The organism is Serratia sp. J2 (assembly GCF_046269175.1).
GTDB classification, from domain to species: Bacteria; Pseudomonadota; Gammaproteobacteria; order Enterobacterales; family Enterobacteriaceae; genus Chania; species Chania fonticola_C.
On sequence record NZ_JBKABN010000011.1, the window covers coordinates 1 to 15,437 of the forward strand.

The window sequence follows — 15,437 nt, forward strand, 5'->3', positions numbered from 1 at the left end:
TCCGCGTCCTAAGTTATCCCCTGCATCCAACTGCGGCTTCGGGCTAGATCCCTCTCCCCCAAACAAGTGTTTATAACGCCCTCAGGCATACAGAGGGAGAGGGCTAGGGTGAAGGGTAATAATGCTAAGCGGGCGCAGCATGCAGCCCACCGAACTATGTAGCGAGCAGGTAAGTAAGCCGTGTGATAAAAACAGAAAAGCCCGGCAAGCCGGGCTTTTCGAGCGTTAAGCGCTATATCAGTATCAGGCTTCGATCGCCATCTTCAGTTTCTTCATGGCGTTCTTTTCAAGCTGACGCACACGCTCAGCAGAGACGCCGTACTGATCGGCCAGCTCTTGCAGGGTGGACTTGTTGTCGTCGTCCAACCAGCGGGCGCGGATGATATGCTGGCTACGCTCGTCCAGACCTTCCAGCGCATAGGCCAGTTTGTCTGCGGCGTTGCTTTCCCAGTTATCTTCTTCGATCCCTTCGGCAAAGTCCGAGCTTTTATCTTGCAGATAGAGCATTGGGGCCATGGCATGACCGTCACGCCCTTCGTCTTCCGGCGTTGGGTCAAAGGTCATGTCCTGTGCCGCCATGCGCGACTCCATCTCACGCACGTCTTTGCTGGTGACACCCAGCTCGCGCGCGACCAGCTCCACTTCATCCTGGTTGAACCAGCCCAGACGCTGCTTGGTTTTACGCAGGTTGAAGAACAGCTTACGCTGTGCCTTGGTGGTCGCCACTTTGACGATACGCCAGTTGCGCAGCACGTACTCGTGAATTTCTGCCTTGATCCAATGCACCGCAAAGGACACCAGACGTACGCCAACCTCTGGGTTGAAGCGACGCACGGCCTTCATCAGGCCGATATTACCTTCCTGGATAAGATCTGCCACCGGCAAACCGTACCCTGAATAGTTACGGGCAATATGAGCGACAAAGCGCAGGTGAGACAGGATGAGCTGCTTAGCTGCTTCCAGATCGCCCTGATAATGCAGCCGTTCAGCCAGTTCCCGCTCTTCCTCTGCCGTCAGCATCGGATAGGTGTTGGCTGCCCGCAGGTAGGCTTCCAAGCTGCCCTGTGGGACTAAGGCTAAAGTGCGCATTTCTTTGGTCATTCAAAACCCTCTCTTGATAAAACTGGTCATGCAGGTGATTTCACGGCGGGGGAGTTAGTGATCTTACGGCAGTTGCTGTTGCAAAAGCGGTTCCACACGCCGGGCACCTAAACATTTGCTGCAGATTTGGACCGTGCTCAACCCCAAAAGTTCACCGTTTTTCACACACAGTGCACACGACAATACGTCATGCAAGCTCAGGTTGATTGGGAATTTGTGCGTTTGAGAAGAGATCGGAGATATTGAGGTCTGGCAGCTCTTCTCCCGCAGCACGGCAACCGGGCCGCAGCAGGAGAAGAGTATACCAAAAATTCACTATTGTGGTGTAAATCGGCGTAAATGTTGCACGGTGGCCAACCAGGCGGCAATCCAGCCAATCATCGCCGAGATCAGCAGCAGCAACAGCGCCTCATCCCAACCCAGGCCATGCAGGGTAAAGGTGGTGCCAAATACCTTCGCCACGTTGGTCACTACCGACTCCAGCTTCCACACCAGCGCGCCAGACAGAACCAGCGACAACAGCGCGCCGAAGAAGCCGAGCATTGCACCACCATTAAGGAACGGCCGCAGGATAAAGCCGTCGGTAGCACCGATCAGCTTCATCACGTTGATGGTATCGCGACGGCTGAAGATGCTCAGACGCACGCTGTTACCAATTACCAGGAACACCGCCACCACCATCAGTATGCCGATCATCAAGGCCACCTGGCCCACCAACCCGGTCAGCGCCGCCAGGCGGGCAAACCAGCTGTCGTCCATCCTGACTTCATCCACGCCCTGCACCGCCGCCACGCGATCGCGCAGGGTGGTAAGCGTATCGGAACTCTGGAAACTCATCTGCGGCGTGACGATCGCCACGGCTGGCAGCGGGTTTTCTTCCAGCATATCCAGTGCGCCACCAAAACCAGACCAGTTGCGGAACTCGCCCCGCGCCTCTTCACGCGACAGGTAGTTCACCTTCTCCACCCCGGCCTCGGCCTTGATGGCATCCAGCACTTTGACCGCTGCGTCATCGTCGAGGGATTTATCCAGATACACCGTCAGCTGTGGCGTTGGGTACCACTGTGTTGCCGCGGTACTGACGTTCTTCCAGACGATGTAGCAAACGCTCGGCAGCGTCAGGGAGATAGCGATGACCATCACGGTCAGCAGCGTTGCCAGCGGTTGGCGCAGCATATCGGCAATGGCGTTCATCCAGGCATAGCGCCACTGTTCACGCCAGCCACCGCGCAGTGCCTTGCTCTTGGCGGTTTTTGCATTATTCGCCATGGTGTGCGCCCCCTAACATACGGCCCTGACTCAGCGTCAGGATGCGGTAATTGCGACGGGCGATCAGCCCGGTGTCGTGGGTTGCCATCAGCACCGTCACCCCAACCCGGTTAAATTCTTCAAACAGGCGCAGGATCCCTTCCGACAGGGCGTCGTCCAGGTTACCGGTCGGTTCGTCCGCCAACAGTACCGCTGGCTTGTTCACCACCGCGCGGGCAATGCCAACGCGTTGCTGCTCACCACCGGAAAGCTGAATGGGGAAGTTCTTCGCTTTATCCAGCAGCCCGACCTTGTCCAGCGCAGCCGAAACGCGGCGACGGATATCTTCGGTACTGGCTCCGGCGATAACCAGCGGCATTGCCACGTTGTCATACACCGTACGATCCAGCAGCAGATGGTGATCCTGGAAAATCATGCCGATCTGGCGGCGCAGGAAAGGCACCTCGCGGTTTTTCAACCGGCTGATGTCATGGCCGCTAAACCAGATATGACCGGCGCTTGGCCGCTCAATCCCACAAATCAGTTTCAGCAGGGTACTTTTCCCTGCGCCGGAATGGCCGGTCAGAAACGCCATCTCCGCCGGACGTAGATGAAAATCTACCCCCTGCAGGGCTTGCCGTCCGCCCAGATAAGCTTTACTGACCTGTTCAAAGCGAATCATCCGTATCAATCCTCTCGGGCAAAAAGTGCCTCAATAAAATCATCAGCCTTAAACGGCCGCAAATCTTCGATGCCTTCACCAACGCCGATGTAACGGATCGGGATAGTAAACTGATCGGCGATGGAGAAGATCACCCCGCCTTTGGCGGTACCGTCCAGTTTAGTCAGCGTTATGCCGGTCAGGCCCACGGCTTCATTAAATAATTTCGCCTGGTTAACCGCATTTTGTCCGGTGCTGGCATCCAGAGTCAGCATAACCTCATGGGGGGCCTGCTCGTCCAGTTTTTTCATCACCCGCACGATCTTCTTCAGCTCTTCCATCAGGTGAGCCTTGTTCTGCAGGCGACCGGCGGTGTCGGCAATCAGCACATCGATATTGCGGGCTTTTGCCGCCTGCACCGCGTCGAAGATCACCGAAGCAGAGTCTGCACCGGTTTGCTGAGCGATGACCGGAATGCGATTACGCTCACCCCAAACCTGTAACTGCTCAACCGCAGCGGCGCGGAAGGTGTCGCCTGCGGCCAGCATCACCGATTTACCTTCTGCCTGGAACTGACGCGCCAGCTTGCCGATGGTGGTGGTTTTACCCACGCCGTTGACGCCAACCATCAGGATCACGAATGGCGTTTTGCCACCGACATCCAGTGGCTGATCCACCTTGGCGAGAATTTCCGCCATCTCTTCTTTCAGTTTGCCATACAGCGATTCGGCGTCTTTCAGCTGCTTACGGCTGGCGTGCAGAGTCAGAGACTCAATGATTTTACGAGTGGTTTCTACGCCAACGTCGGCGATTAACAGTTGTTCTTCCAGCTCTTCGAACAGATCGTCGTCGATCTTCTTGCCGCGGAACAGGCCGATAAAACCGGAACCCAGGTTCTGCTTGGTTTTCAGCAGGCTGCGTTTAAGGCGTGCGAAGAAGCCTTCTTTGCTTGGGCGTTCTTGCTCTTGCGTTACCGCCGGAGCCAGCAGTTCAGACTGTTCAGGTTCCGCTTCCCGTTCTGGCTCGATAACCTCTTCAATCAGCTCTGGCTCAGGTTCGATAATTTCAGCAGGCTCTTCGATTACCGCTTCAACCACCTCTGGCTCAGGCTCGATAACTTCAGCAGGCGCTTCGATTACCGCTTCAATCACCTCTGATTCAGGCTCGATAACTTCAGCAGGCGCTTCGATTACCGCTTCAATCACCTCTGGTTCAGGCTTGATAACTTCAGCAGGCGCTTCGATTACCGCTTCAATCACCTCTGGTTCTTCTGCTTGCAGCTCAGGCTGTTGCGCTACGGTAACTTCTTCGATCGCCACCGGCTCAGCGTGGTGCTCGTCCAGCGGCAGGATATTTTCGGTGATAGGCTCGCCGCTCAGGCTGCTATCCCACTCCCCTGGGGTATCTTTGGTGGCGGCTGGAGCAGATTCCTGGGCAGGAAGCTTATCGTCCAGTTTGGGGGCAGCCGGGGTTTCTGCGGCCTGCTGTTCCGCCTGTTCTGCGGCAGATTCAGGTTGTTGCTGCTCTTCTTCCTTCTGGCCGAAGCCCAGCCAGGAGAAAAACCCACGTTTTTTATCTTTTGCCATGTTCTGACCCTACTCCGTACCAATGGCTTGCAAATGCGAAAAATTAATTCGCCGAGTCTATCACTTTCCCTGGCACAGCAACACGCATCGGCAATGCTTTCATAGAGGTAGTTTTACTGCCCCCTCTGCCTGTACTGCGCCCCATCGCCTCCGGGCTGCAACTTATTAACGATTGGGTATAGAATAGCGGTAACTTTTCGTTAACCCCGCAACTGATTAAGACTCTTTATGGCAAAACAACCACCGCGCGGCGCGCTCAAAAAATCGCAGACGGCCTCCGCTGGCCAAATCCGCATCATTGGCGGCCAATGGCGCGGGCGCAAACTGCCGGTGCCCAACAGCGAAGGGCTGCGGCCAACCACCGACCGCGTACGCGAAACCTTGTTCAACTGGTTAGCCCCGGTGATCCGTGGGGCTCGCTGTCTGGACTGCTTCGCGGGTAGCGGTGCGTTGGGATTGGAAGCCTTGTCGCGCTATGCCGAAAGCGCCACGCTGCTGGAATACGAGCGGCCAGTAGCCCAACAGTTGGGGAAAAACCTGGCGCTGTTGCAAGGCAATGGCAACGTCGTTAATACCAATGCCTTAACCTGGTTGGCAGGCAACGGGCAACCTTTTGACGTGGTGTTTCTCGATCCCCCATTCCGCAAAGGGCTGCTGGCCGAAACTGTCGCGCTGTTGGAGAAACAGGGCTGGTTAGCGAACGAGGCCTGGATTTACGTTGAGGCCGAAGCCGAAAGCGCCGCCACCGATGTTCCTGCGACCTGGACGCTGCACCGCGAGAAGGTTGCCGGCCAGGTAGCCTACCGACTTTACCTCCGTACCCTTGAAGAGAAAACCGAACATGCTGATTAATCTGGGCCGTCTGCTGATGCTGTGCGTGTGGGGCTTTCTGCTCACCAACCTGTTCCACCCGTACCCCAAACCACTGACCTACTTCATCAACGTAGCCTTGTTCTTTATGGTGGTGATGCACGGGCTACAGCTGGTGCTACTGAAATCCACCCAGCCGAAAGATCAGCCCATCAACCGCTGGCTGGAAACCAAGATCTTTATTTTTGGCGTGTTTGAGCTGTTGGACTGGCAGAAAAAGCAGCCGCCACTGAAGAAAAAATAACCTTTTAGCGGGCGCAGCCTACCGCGTCCCGTTGCTAGCCGGGAAATCCTTTAAACGTAAGGAACGGATGATGGCATTATTGGGATTCGTTAATGAACAGGAGTGTCGGCGCTGGCAAGGCGCGCCCGCTTATCTTCCCGCCTTCAGCTTTTATGAGAAACATCAGTCTCATCCCATTGATGCCTCGCCTGAAGCCATTATCCAGGCGGTGCTCGCTCTGGATATGGAGGAAGATCCCTTCATCCGACGTTTGCTGATGCTGCGTCAATTGCCCGGCAGGTTACGCCAACGCTTCTTCGGCACCAGGCAAACTCCCCCGGCAGCCTTTGGTTTCGACACCTTTACCCTGCTGCAGCAAAATAGCCATGAAGTTTCTTTTGGATTGGCTGGTCGATTCTGGCGGCCGGAATTGGGCGTGCACAAGCTGGAAAGTGCCGACGAGTTTCACCATTTTACCGATCCCGCGGCCGCCAAGCTGGTACTGCGTTTTATGGTCATACAAGACAACGCTGGACATACCCGGCTGCGAACAGAAACCTTCGTCTGGTGCCCTACGCCACGGGTCAAAGCGCTATTTGCCTGCTACTGGGCGCTTATTCGGCCCGCTAGCGGCTGGATAAGACGCCGTACCCTGCTCTCAGTGCAACGCAAGCTGTCAGCAACCAGCAATTAACGCCCCTACGATTTCTGCGCCGTGAAGGAGATAAAACGGGTGCCCTGTAGGCTCAGCGTACCCTGAGCGCCTTTATCTATCTGATTATATTGCTGCTGCGGCAACGGTATTTTGATCTCGCTGCCGCCCGTCAACGGACGGAAGTACACTTCGTAACGCATATCTTCCACCACGATGTTTTCCCGCTGCCGCGAGCGACGATTCGGCGAGGGGAACTCCCGCTTGGCGCTGACTTCCACCTGCAATGTACGCACCGGCTGGCGGTCGTTATCCGCATCCTGGCGGCGTTTGTTGAGGTATTGGCGGGTCGCCAGCACCGCAATCAGCGCGATCACGGCAACAAAGAACAACGGTGGCTTACTCATTGACGGTTTTCCTCTTTTTATCCGGCGAATTTCATTCATGCCTAAAACCGCGTAAACATAGCATTCACAAGAAAGCATTGTCGAACCCACGCGCGCTGCTTACACTGGGAAAGTAACAACCTGGAGTTGGTTATCCTGGCTCCCATCATAAATAAGGAAGACATATGAGTTGGCCGTTCCTTGCCGTATTTTTTTCCGGTTGGTTGTTCATTGATGCCTCCTATCGCGGCCCGCGCTGGCAGCGCTGGGTGTTTAAACCAGTCACCTTGTTACTGTTGCTGTTATTGGCCTGGCAGGCTCCGGTATTAGGCCCCGCGGGTTACCTGATCGTTCTGGGCCTATTGGCGACGCTGGCGGGTGATGCCTTGCTGCTGTTGCCGCGTGAGCGGGTGCTGTACGCTATCGGCGCTTTCTTCCTCTCACACCTGCTGTATACCCTGAGCTTTGCCAGCCAGATGACCTTCAGCCTGTTCTGGCCCTTGCCGCTGGTGCTGCTGGTGATTGGTGCGCTGCTGCTGGCCATCATCTGGAGCCGGTTGGAAGAAATGCGCTGGCCAATCGCCACGTTGGTTGCCATGACGCTGCTGATGGTGTGGCTGGCGGGGGAACAATATTTCCTGCGCAGTACCGACTTTGGCTTCTCATTGCTGGCGGGTACCTCGCTACTGCTGTTGGCGAATATCGTCTGGCTGCTGAACCGCTACCGCTTTACCTTCCGCGCGGCAGATGCCGTGGTCGCCTTCTGCTACTTCTCCGGGCATTTCCTCATCGTCCGCTCGCTGTATCTGTAATGGCAGGCTACGGGTTCGGGCAACCGGATCCGTAGCGCCCCTGCAATTAACAATAATTCTCATATCGCGCTTGACTCTGGAGTCAGCTCCAAGGTGTAGAGTGCTTGTTGAGATGATATTGGATTGCCTGAAGGGGGCGCTATGCAGACTCATAAATCACACAATCACCCAGAACATCAGCATCACGAACATACCCACGATCATGGCTGCGGTTGTAGTCATGACCATGCCAAAACCCAACATGGCTGTAGCACTGAAAAAACTCCGGTGGGAGCAACTGCTGCACATGACCATCAAGCGGCCCATGAGCACGGCGCCAGCTGTTGCAGTAGCGATGGCCCCGACGACCCGGATGAGGAAAGCGACAGACTGGCTGCCGTTCCCCCTTCCGGCAGCCAGCGTTTCAGTTGGAAAGTCACCGGCATGGATTGCCCGAGCTGTGCCAAGAAAATCGAAAATGCCGTAACGTCGATCCCCGGCGTCGACAGCGCTCGCGTGCTGTTTGCCACGGAAAAACTGGTGGTGGATGCCCAATCCGACGTCAGCGTGCGGATCCAGGACGCGGTAAAACAGGCTGGTTTTACCCTGCTGGGGACTACCCCGGCGGCAATAGGTGATGAACCGAAAGCCTCCCGGTTTGGTGAGTACGGCCCCCTGCTGCTGCTCTCCGCGCTGATGGTGCTCAGTTGGGTTCTGGACTTCTTCAACCCACGTCTGGGTGAAATTGCCTTTATCGCTACCACCTTGGTCGGCCTGGTGCCGATTGCCAGCAAAGCCCTGCGCCTGATCCGTTCAGGCACACCGTTTGCCATAGAAACCCTGATGAGCGTTGCCGCCATCGGTGCGTTGTTTATCGGTGCCACCGCCGAAGCGGCCATGGTGCTGTTGCTGTTTATGGTGGGGGAACTGCTGGAATCCTACGCGGCCAATCGTGCACGCCGTGGCGTGAAAGCATTGATGGAATTAGTGCCGGAAGATGCTCTGCTTATTCAGGGCAGCGTACGTAAACGCGTACCGGTGGCCAGCCTGCGCCCTGGTGACGTGATAGAGATCGCGCCCGGTGGCCGCTTGCCTGCCGATGCCGAGTTGCTAAACCCATTCGCCAGCTTTGACGAAAGCGCTTTAACCGGTGAATCCGTGCCGGTAGAACGCCAACAGGGTCAGAAAGTGGCCGCTGGCAGCCTGTCCGTCGATCAGGCCGCGCAGATGAAAGTCACTTCCGAGCCGGGCAAAAATGCCATCGACCGTATCCTGCAACTGATTGAAGAGGCCGAAGAGCGCCGCGCACCAATTGAGCGCTTCCTCGATCGCTTCAGCCGTTACTACACTCCGGCGATCATGCTGCTGGCCGTGGCGGTGATCCTGGTGCCACCGCTGCTGTTTGCCGAACCTTGGGAGATGTGGATCTACCGGGGTCTGACCTTGCTGCTGATCGGTTGTCCGTGCGCCTTGGTCATCTCCACGCCAGCGGCCATCACTTCTGGCCTTGCGGCGGCTACACGCCGGGGCGCGCTGATAAAAGGCGGTGCGGCATTAGAACAGTTGGGCCAAGTGCAAACCATCGCGTTCGACAAAACCGGTACGCTGACCGAAGGCAAACCGACGGTGACCGACGTGCTGCCGGCAGACGGCCTCAGCGAGCAGCAACTGCTGGCCATCGCAGCGGCTGTCGAGGCGGGTTCACACCACCCCTTGGCGCAAGCTATCGTCAACCGTGCTGCGCAAAACGGGGATGTGTTACCACTGGCCGAGAACCGCCGTGCGCTGGCGGGTATTGGGGTTGAGGGGGAGGTTGACGGTAAAACTATCCTGATCAGCGCACCGGGCAAGTTGACGGAAAGCCAGTTGACCAGCGAATGGCGCAGCCAGGTAGAGAAGCTGGAAACGGCGGGTAAAACCGCAGTGGTGGTGTTAGAGGACGGGCAGCCTATCGGTTTGCTGGCGTTGCGTGACACCTTGCGTAGCGACGCTAAACAGGCGATTGCCGAGTTGGCGCAGTTAGGCGTGCGTGGCGTGATGCTCACCGGCGACAACCCGCGCGCTGCGGCCGCTATTGCCAATGAATTGGGGATCGATTACCGCGCCGGGTTAATGCCGGAAGACAAAGTGAACGCAGTAACCGAGCTGAGCAAGTTGCAACCTACCGCCATGATCGGCGATGGTATCAACGATGCCCCGGCGATGAAGGCCGCCAACATTGGCATTGCGATGGGGAGCGGCACCGACGTGGCTTTGGAAACGGCGGATGCAGCACTGACGCACAACCGGTTGACCGGCGTTGCCGAGATGATCCGCATCTCCCGCGCTACGCACGCCAATATTCGCCAGAACATTACCATTGCGCTCGGGCTGAAAGCGATTTTCCTGGTCACCACCCTGCTGGGAATGACCGGCCTGTGGCTGGCCGTATTGGCAGACTCTGGGGCAACCGCGCTGGTGACCGCCAACGCCTTACGGCTGCTGAAAAAACGCCCGTAAGTCCATTCTATCGTCAGGGCGCAATCCACTGTGCCCTGACGCTCTTACCTGAAAAATAGCACGGCCAAGACGCACTTAATGCCCCTACAAACCACAGGATTTTATTATACCCTCCAAGCACCTTTACACTACATACCTATAAATTCTATGAATTTATCAGGGTAATGGTCGAATGAATGAAACCACAACATTATAAAATCCTGAATCTGATCGTTATTACCTGCATTCCTTCCCTCGCTCTGGCGCAACAGCCTGATGCCACTTCTACCGCACAGCTCATTGATGAAGCAAAACGTCCACCATTCACCCAAGGTGCGGCGATGCCAACCGCCCAACACAACGCACCAATGACCGCGCCACAGCCAGAACATCGTATGTTGCCGATTTGGGGGGATGAGGCTCGAGCCCGCGGCTATGAGCTGCCAGAGCCATTCGGTATTGGCGTCAACTACATGAACATGCGGCAGAATATCAATGTCGACAGTATCAATTTTTCCGGACTAGGCCTGGGATCGCTCGCCATTCCGTCGGATTTGTTCAACATCGGCGTTGGCAAAACCCGCGAACAGAGCAAAACGGAAACCATGCGTCTGGACACCTGGCTGCTCCCATTCCTCAACGTTTACGGCATTGTTGGCCATACCAAAGGCAGCTCGTTGTCTCAGGTCTCTGTGGACGCCGATCCCAGTAAATACAAAGGATTGGATCGTATCATCGCGTCTGCCGTGCACAGTCTGAACCAAAGCGGGCAACTGCGCGATCTCGACTTCAAGCTCGATTTTAAAGGCACGACTTACGGCGCAGGCGTCACGCTAGCCGGGGGTTATGAGAACTGGTTCACCACGCTCGATACCAACTATACCCGCACCAGCTTCAATATCCTTGACGGCCAAATTTCCGCGCTGACGGTGACACCCCGTGTCGGCTACCGCTTCCAGGTACCCGGTATCCAAGGGCAAAGCAATCTGAACCTGTGGGTCGGCAGCATGTACCAGGATGTGCAGCAGGAGTTCAGAGGCAGCCTGTCTGATTTGCAGATGCCCGCAGCGCTTCAGCCCCTGATCGCCATCGCCAACCAGAAAGGAGAAGGCCGTTTCGACGTGAAGCAGCATCTACAATCACCTTGGAATATGCTGCTTGGCGCACAATATGAGGTTACGCAGCATTTCAACCTGTTGACCGAATTTGGCTTTAGCCAACGCAACAGCTTTATGGTCTCGGGTGAATATCGCTTCTGATGGCGATGCCGCTCCGCAGTCTGGCGCTGACCCTGCTCGTTCTGATGCCCTGTGCCCATGCGGCTTTGCTGTCGCGTCAACAAGTTGATGAAATGCTAGCCCCTCTGGGTTCAGATAATCATTTCGACAGCAGTAAAACCATCGATTGGGGTGTGTTGCCCGGCCCGTTTTATACCCCAGAACTCGGTCTTGGCATCGGCACCGCTGTCGTGGGCATGTACCGTCCAGACAGCCTTGATAGCGTCAGCCAAAATTCAACGCTGGCGTTGAAGGGCTTTTTCAGCAGTACCGGTGCCTTCGGCGTTGGCTTTGAAAACTACAGCTTTTTCGCTAACGACCAATGGCGCTTCTTTGCCAGCGGCTCCTTGAATAATATGCCCACCTATTTCTGGGGCACCGGTTATCAAGCCGGGCGTCACGACGGCAACAAGGAAAAATACACCCAGCAATCGTTCCAGATAGCGCCACAGCTGCTGTATCGTATTGCCAATGCCACCTACGCGGGAGTTGGCTGGGATTTTTCTTCGACGCACGCCAGCGATCCCGATAGGGGAGATAGCAGCCTGTTCAAAGCTCAAGCAGCTGGCACCTCATCGATCAGTTCAGGGATCAGTGGCTCGTTAAGCTACGATACGCGCGATTTCGTTTCTAATGCCAGCCGTGGCCAGTTTCTCAGCCTGAGCGACACCTATTTCGCGCCAGAATTGGGCGGCGATAGCCGCTTCAATACCCTTGAAGGCCAATACAACGCCTATTACAGTCTGAGTGAGAAGAGCGTATTGGCACTCGATGTCTACAGCCGTCTGACCACTGGCGATGTCCCTTGGGACAGGCTGTCCGAACTGGGGGACGACAAACGGATGCGGGGCTATTACCAAGGACGTTATCGCGACAGGAATACGTTCAGCGGCCAGGTTGAATATCGCCGCAAATTGAACTGGCGGCACGGTTACGTTCTTTGGGCAGGAGCCGGAACCCTAAGTCACAAAACCGGCGATCTGGGCCAAGGGCCTTGGTTGCCGACGGTGGGGGTTGGCTACCGTTTTGAATTCAAACCGCGGATGAACGTACGGCTCGATTTTGGGGTCGGGCGTGAAAGCAGCGGGTTTTATTTTCAGGTAGGAGAAGCTTTTTAATGCGTTTTGTTGCGCTGATATTTTTGCTGCTTAGCCCCTTACTGCCCGCCAAGGCCCTGGAAACGCTGATCACCTCGCAACCTACCCGTGAGAGCCCTCTTGCCTGGCCGGTGACTGAGCCACTCTCGCCACCGAATGGCTTGCGCCCTTGCTGTGCCTTTGGCTATAACCTCAAAGTACAGGCGTTAGGCATCCCGGTGCCGTTTTATCAATTGGGTAACGTCGTAGACGCCGATCGGCTTGGCGCACATCACTATAATGACAGCGCTTTCAATGCCGTCCGCAACTTGATGGGGTTGGGCAGTGAGCAATTGGGATTGGTCTACACCTATCGTGGGGGATTTATCGACATCGCTCACGTTCGTGATACCGCCGACAACACCCTGTTCCTGTTCAGCCAACTGTTGCCTAAGCTGGGCCAGCAATGGACACTCGATCTTGGCCCGGAATTAGCAAAGCGTCGTATACAGCTGAACGCCTTCACCCCACCGCAAGAGGCTGCTCAACGCTATACGTTAGCGGCTTACCTGGCCGGGGAGCTCGCCTTCCAGATGGCGGCATGGCATGAGGTGGCACAGTGGTACGGCTACCAATCGGTGCCCGGATTTCCTGAAGAGATTTCTGCATTTACGCCAGAGGATTTGTATTCCAACCTGCTCGGGGCAAGGTTGGCGATCGACGCTATCTTGCAAGGGCGCGCGGTATCCGTTACCAGTTACAACAGCGCAATGGAGACACTGCTACCCGAGGCATTGCAACAGCTTGGCGCTGTTTCGATTACCGAAACCCAGCGGCAGTTTGACGGCATTGACGGCGACTGGTGGGACAGCCACCGCCGAGTACCGGAGAAATTTTTAGTCTTAAAACGGGATTACACCACCAGCAGCAATCGTCTGCCCAATCAGCCCCCCTTCGAGTATGCCGCTCCGCAACGCCTGACGTTACCGTTACAGATTGAGGGATTAACGTTGGCCAAACTGGCGGAACTGCAGCTCTGGCCTGGGGATGCCATGCACAACTTGCCAGTCCCGGCGCATTATTATCGCCCAGAGGATTTTAGTGGGTTGGCCTTACACGCGAGCGCACAGGACGCGCAGCAGATACTGCAGAAACGTTAAGCAACCGCTCAGTGATTAACTCTCGAGTCCTTTGCGCAGCAGATAGCGATACGGGGCCTGATCGGTTTCCTGAGCCACCAGCGTATGTTCCATAAAGCGGCAAAAACCCGGGATGTCACGGGTGGTGGCCGGATCGTCGGCAATGATCAGCAAGGTTTTACCGTTATCCATATGGCGCACGGTTTTGCGCACCATCATGACCGGTTCAGGACAGCGCAGCCCCAATGCGTCTAGCGTCTGGTCTGCCTGGGCAAAAATGTCAGTCATACATCTCTCTCGATCTAAAACGATCGGCGAACCCTCGCCGGATCTGATTACCCGCTAGTTTACGCCGGTAGTTTTTCTGCGCAAGATACGTTAACGTTTGCGTTAAATTTAACCATTGCATTGAATGCCCAAACGCGTACCATGTCGCCGCGCAGTTAACAATGGGTTCCCTCACCCCACACTCAAAAAGGCTACATTATGTATTCGTTTACCGATCGACAACGCTTAATCGCGTTGGTTTGGCTATCGCTATTCCACATTGCCATCATTACTTCCAGCAACTACCTGGTGCAGTTGCCGATCAGCATTTTCGGCTTTCACACCACCTGGGGTGCCTTCACTTTTCCGTTTATCTTCCTGGCCACTGACCTGACCGTGCGGATCTTCGGTGCCCCGCTGGCACGCAGGATTATCCTTGCCGTGATGGTCCCGGCGCTGTTTATCTCCTATGTGATCTCTACCGTCACTTTCCAGGGTGAGTGGCAGGGCTTTGCCGCCTTAACCAGCTTCAACCTGTTTGTGGCGCGTATCGCCGCCGCCAGCTTTATGGCCTACGTGCTGGGCCAGATCCTGGACGTGCAGGTGTTCAACCGCCTGCGCCAACGCAGCGCCTGGTGGGTTGCTCCCGCCGCGGCCATGTTCCTGGGCAATATCAGCGATACCCTGGCCTTCTTCTTTATCGCCTTCTACAAAAGCAGCGATCCCTTTATGGCCGCCAACTGGGTGGAGATCGCACTGGTGGATTACAGCTTCAAGGTGCTGATCTGTCTGGTGTTCTTCCTGCCGATGTACGGGGTACTGCTCAATATGCTGCTCAAACGCCTGGCAGAGCGCCAACCCACCAGCCGGTTGCAACTGAGTTAACCCGCCTTCTGGTTTATACTGGGCAGCCTGACTTTATGGCGGCTGCCCATGCGCTTAACCACTCGCCATGCTAAAAATGCTCATTAGCCACGAATATCGGATTTTCGCTCTAGAAAAGAAAGGCGAAGTAGACGAGTATCGTCTATTACTTAAAAAAACCTGTGACATCTAGCCATACGGTCAACCAACTCTCTGTGCAAAGGAATAAGGAACACCAGATGCGTAAAGTAACAAAATTGATGGGTATCGGCCTGTTAGTGCTTGGCCTGGCGGCCTGTGATAACGCCACCAAAGACACTAATGCCCCCGCAGGCAGCGCAGCAGCCAGCATCCCAAGCGGACAACAGGTGAGTTTATTGGATGGCAAGCTGACCTTTACCCTGCCAAACGGTTTGGCCGATCAGAGCGATAAGCTGACCAACCAGCCAACTAACGCGCGCATCTATGCCGACAGCACCGGCCAGCGTACGGTGATCGCGATCGTCGCGGACAAGGCAGCAGACGATCTGGAAACCCTGACCACGCATCTGGAAGAACAGCAACGCTCCCGCGATGCCAACCTGCAGGTCATTACCAATAAAGCGGTTGAAATTAACGGCACGCCAATGCGCCAACTGGATACCGTGATCACCGTGGCTGGCCAGAAAGCCTACTCTGGCGTACTGCTCGCTATGCTGCCAGACGGTAAGCAACTGACCTTGCAAATCACGCTGCCAGCGGATAACCAGCAGCAGTCTCAAAGCGTAGCGGCTGGCGTGTTCAATACGGTGAAGATCAAGCAGTAATCGTAGTGGGCC

At 55.8% G+C, this 15,437-nt stretch carries 16 protein-coding genes and 1 pseudogene; 11 read left to right on the forward strand and 6 right to left on the reverse strand.

The window, feature by feature from the left end:
• Window positions 1–243: 243 nt before the first annotated feature.
• From rpoH to ftsY, 4 genes are all read right to left on the reverse strand, one after another.
• The gene (rpoH, locus tag ACKWMY_RS13000; protein ID WP_021181503.1) at window positions 244–1,101 is read right to left on the reverse strand and encodes an RNA polymerase sigma factor RpoH; all 858 of its coding nucleotides are present in this window, start codon (window positions 1,099–1,101) and stop codon (window positions 244–246) included.
• Window positions 1,102–1,416: 315 nt separating this feature from the next.
• Window positions 1,417–2,370, reverse strand: coding sequence for a permease-like cell division protein FtsX (ftsX, locus tag ACKWMY_RS13005; protein WP_024484638.1), 954 nt, complete (start codon window positions 2,368–2,370; stop codon window positions 1,417–1,419).
• Window positions 2,360–3,031 (reverse strand): cell division ATP-binding protein FtsE, encoded by a 672-nt coding sequence (ftsE, locus tag ACKWMY_RS13010; protein ID WP_024529572.1) that lies wholly within the window; start codon window positions 3,029–3,031, stop codon window positions 2,360–2,362. The genes ftsX and ftsE overlap by 11 nt, the downstream gene beginning before the upstream one ends.
• 5 nt (window positions 3,032–3,036) lie before the next feature.
• Window positions 3,037–4,596, reverse strand: a complete 1,560-nt coding sequence (gene ftsY, locus ACKWMY_RS13015) for a signal recognition particle-docking protein FtsY (RefSeq protein WP_409486410.1) — start codon at window positions 4,594–4,596, stop codon at window positions 3,037–3,039.
• 228 nt (window positions 4,597–4,824) lie between these two features.
• Here ftsY and rsmD point away from each other — a divergent pair, with 228 nt between their 5' ends.
• The 3 genes from rsmD (at window position 4,825) to ACKWMY_RS13030 (ending at window position 6,383) form a co-directional block, all read left to right on the forward strand.
• Window positions 4,825–5,448 carry a 16S rRNA (guanine(966)-N(2))-methyltransferase gene (rsmD, locus tag ACKWMY_RS13020; protein ID WP_202671667.1) on the forward strand — a complete coding sequence of 208 codons (624 nt, stop codon included), beginning with the start codon at window positions 4,825–4,827 and terminating at the stop codon, window positions 5,446–5,448.
• The gene (locus ACKWMY_RS13025) at window positions 5,438–5,710 is read left to right on the forward strand and encodes a DUF1145 family protein (protein ID WP_261161087.1); all 273 of its coding nucleotides are present in this window, start codon (window positions 5,438–5,440) and stop codon (window positions 5,708–5,710) included. The genes rsmD and ACKWMY_RS13025 overlap by 11 nt, the downstream gene beginning before the upstream one ends.
• Before the next feature lie 67 nt (window positions 5,711–5,777).
• A complete protein-coding gene (locus ACKWMY_RS13030) occupies window positions 5,778–6,383 on the forward strand; it encodes a hypothetical protein (RefSeq protein ID WP_029711276.1) in 606 nt (201 codons plus the stop codon).
• Window positions 6,384–6,388: 5 nt separating this feature from the next.
• On the opposite strand, the gene ACKWMY_RS13035 is transcribed toward ACKWMY_RS13030, so the two are convergent.
• A complete protein-coding gene (locus ACKWMY_RS13035) occupies window positions 6,389–6,748 on the reverse strand; it encodes a DUF2500 domain-containing protein (protein WP_021181509.1) in 360 nt (119 codons plus the stop codon).
• Window positions 6,749–6,912: 164 nt separating this feature from the next.
• Between ACKWMY_RS13035 and ACKWMY_RS13040 the strand changes: the two genes are divergently transcribed.
• From ACKWMY_RS13040 to ACKWMY_RS13060, 5 genes are all read left to right on the forward strand, one after another.
• Entirely contained in the window at window positions 6,913–7,539 is a 627-nt protein-coding gene (locus ACKWMY_RS13040) for a lysoplasmalogenase (RefSeq protein WP_409486411.1), read from the forward strand.
• 141 nt (window positions 7,540–7,680) lie between these two features.
• Window positions 7,681–10,017 (forward strand): zinc/cadmium/mercury/lead-transporting ATPase, encoded by a 2,337-nt coding sequence (locus tag ACKWMY_RS13045; protein ID WP_409486412.1) that lies wholly within the window; start codon window positions 7,681–7,683, stop codon window positions 10,015–10,017.
• A 320-nt stretch (window positions 10,018–10,337) separates the two neighbouring features.
• Window positions 10,338–11,255, forward strand: coding sequence for a hypothetical protein (locus ACKWMY_RS13050; RefSeq protein ID WP_308871993.1), 918 nt, complete (start codon window positions 10,338–10,340; stop codon window positions 11,253–11,255).
• Window positions 11,255–12,391, forward strand: a complete 1,137-nt coding sequence (locus ACKWMY_RS13055; protein ID WP_024529566.1) for a BamA/TamA family outer membrane protein — start codon at window positions 11,255–11,257, stop codon at window positions 12,389–12,391. The genes ACKWMY_RS13050 and ACKWMY_RS13055 overlap by 1 nt, the downstream gene beginning before the upstream one ends.
• A complete protein-coding gene (locus tag ACKWMY_RS13060; protein ID WP_409486413.1) occupies window positions 12,391–13,509 on the forward strand; it encodes a DUF4056 domain-containing protein in 1,119 nt (372 codons plus the stop codon). The genes ACKWMY_RS13055 and ACKWMY_RS13060 overlap by 1 nt, the downstream gene beginning before the upstream one ends.
• A gap of 15 nt (window positions 13,510–13,524) precedes the next feature.
• Here ACKWMY_RS13060 and tusA read toward each other — a convergent pair whose 3' ends face one another.
• The gene (gene tusA / locus ACKWMY_RS13065) at window positions 13,525–13,776 is read right to left on the reverse strand and encodes a sulfurtransferase TusA (RefSeq protein WP_074030134.1); all 252 of its coding nucleotides are present in this window, start codon (window positions 13,774–13,776) and stop codon (window positions 13,525–13,527) included.
• Between the two features lie 198 nt (window positions 13,777–13,974).
• Here tusA and ACKWMY_RS13070 point away from each other — a divergent pair, with 198 nt between their 5' ends.
• The 3 genes and pseudogenes from ACKWMY_RS13070 to ACKWMY_RS13080 all read left to right on the forward strand — a co-directional run bounded on the left by ACKWMY_RS13070 (window position 13,975) and on the right by ACKWMY_RS13080 (window position 15,425).
• Window positions 13,975–14,640 (forward strand): 7-cyano-7-deazaguanine/7-aminomethyl-7-deazaguanine transporter, encoded by a 666-nt coding sequence (locus ACKWMY_RS13070; RefSeq protein WP_024529563.1) that lies wholly within the window; start codon window positions 13,975–13,977, stop codon window positions 14,638–14,640.
• Window positions 14,641–14,704: 64 nt separating this feature from the next.
• Window positions 14,705–14,812: pseudogene (locus ACKWMY_RS13075) on the forward strand (GNAT family N-acetyltransferase); the annotation flags it as partial.
• 46 nt (window positions 14,813–14,858) lie between these two features.
• Complete coding sequence (locus tag ACKWMY_RS13080; protein ID WP_024529562.1) at window positions 14,859–15,425, forward strand: DcrB family lipoprotein; 567 nt, start codon at window positions 14,859–14,861, stop codon at window positions 15,423–15,425.
• Window positions 15,426–15,437: the final 12 nt, after the last annotated feature.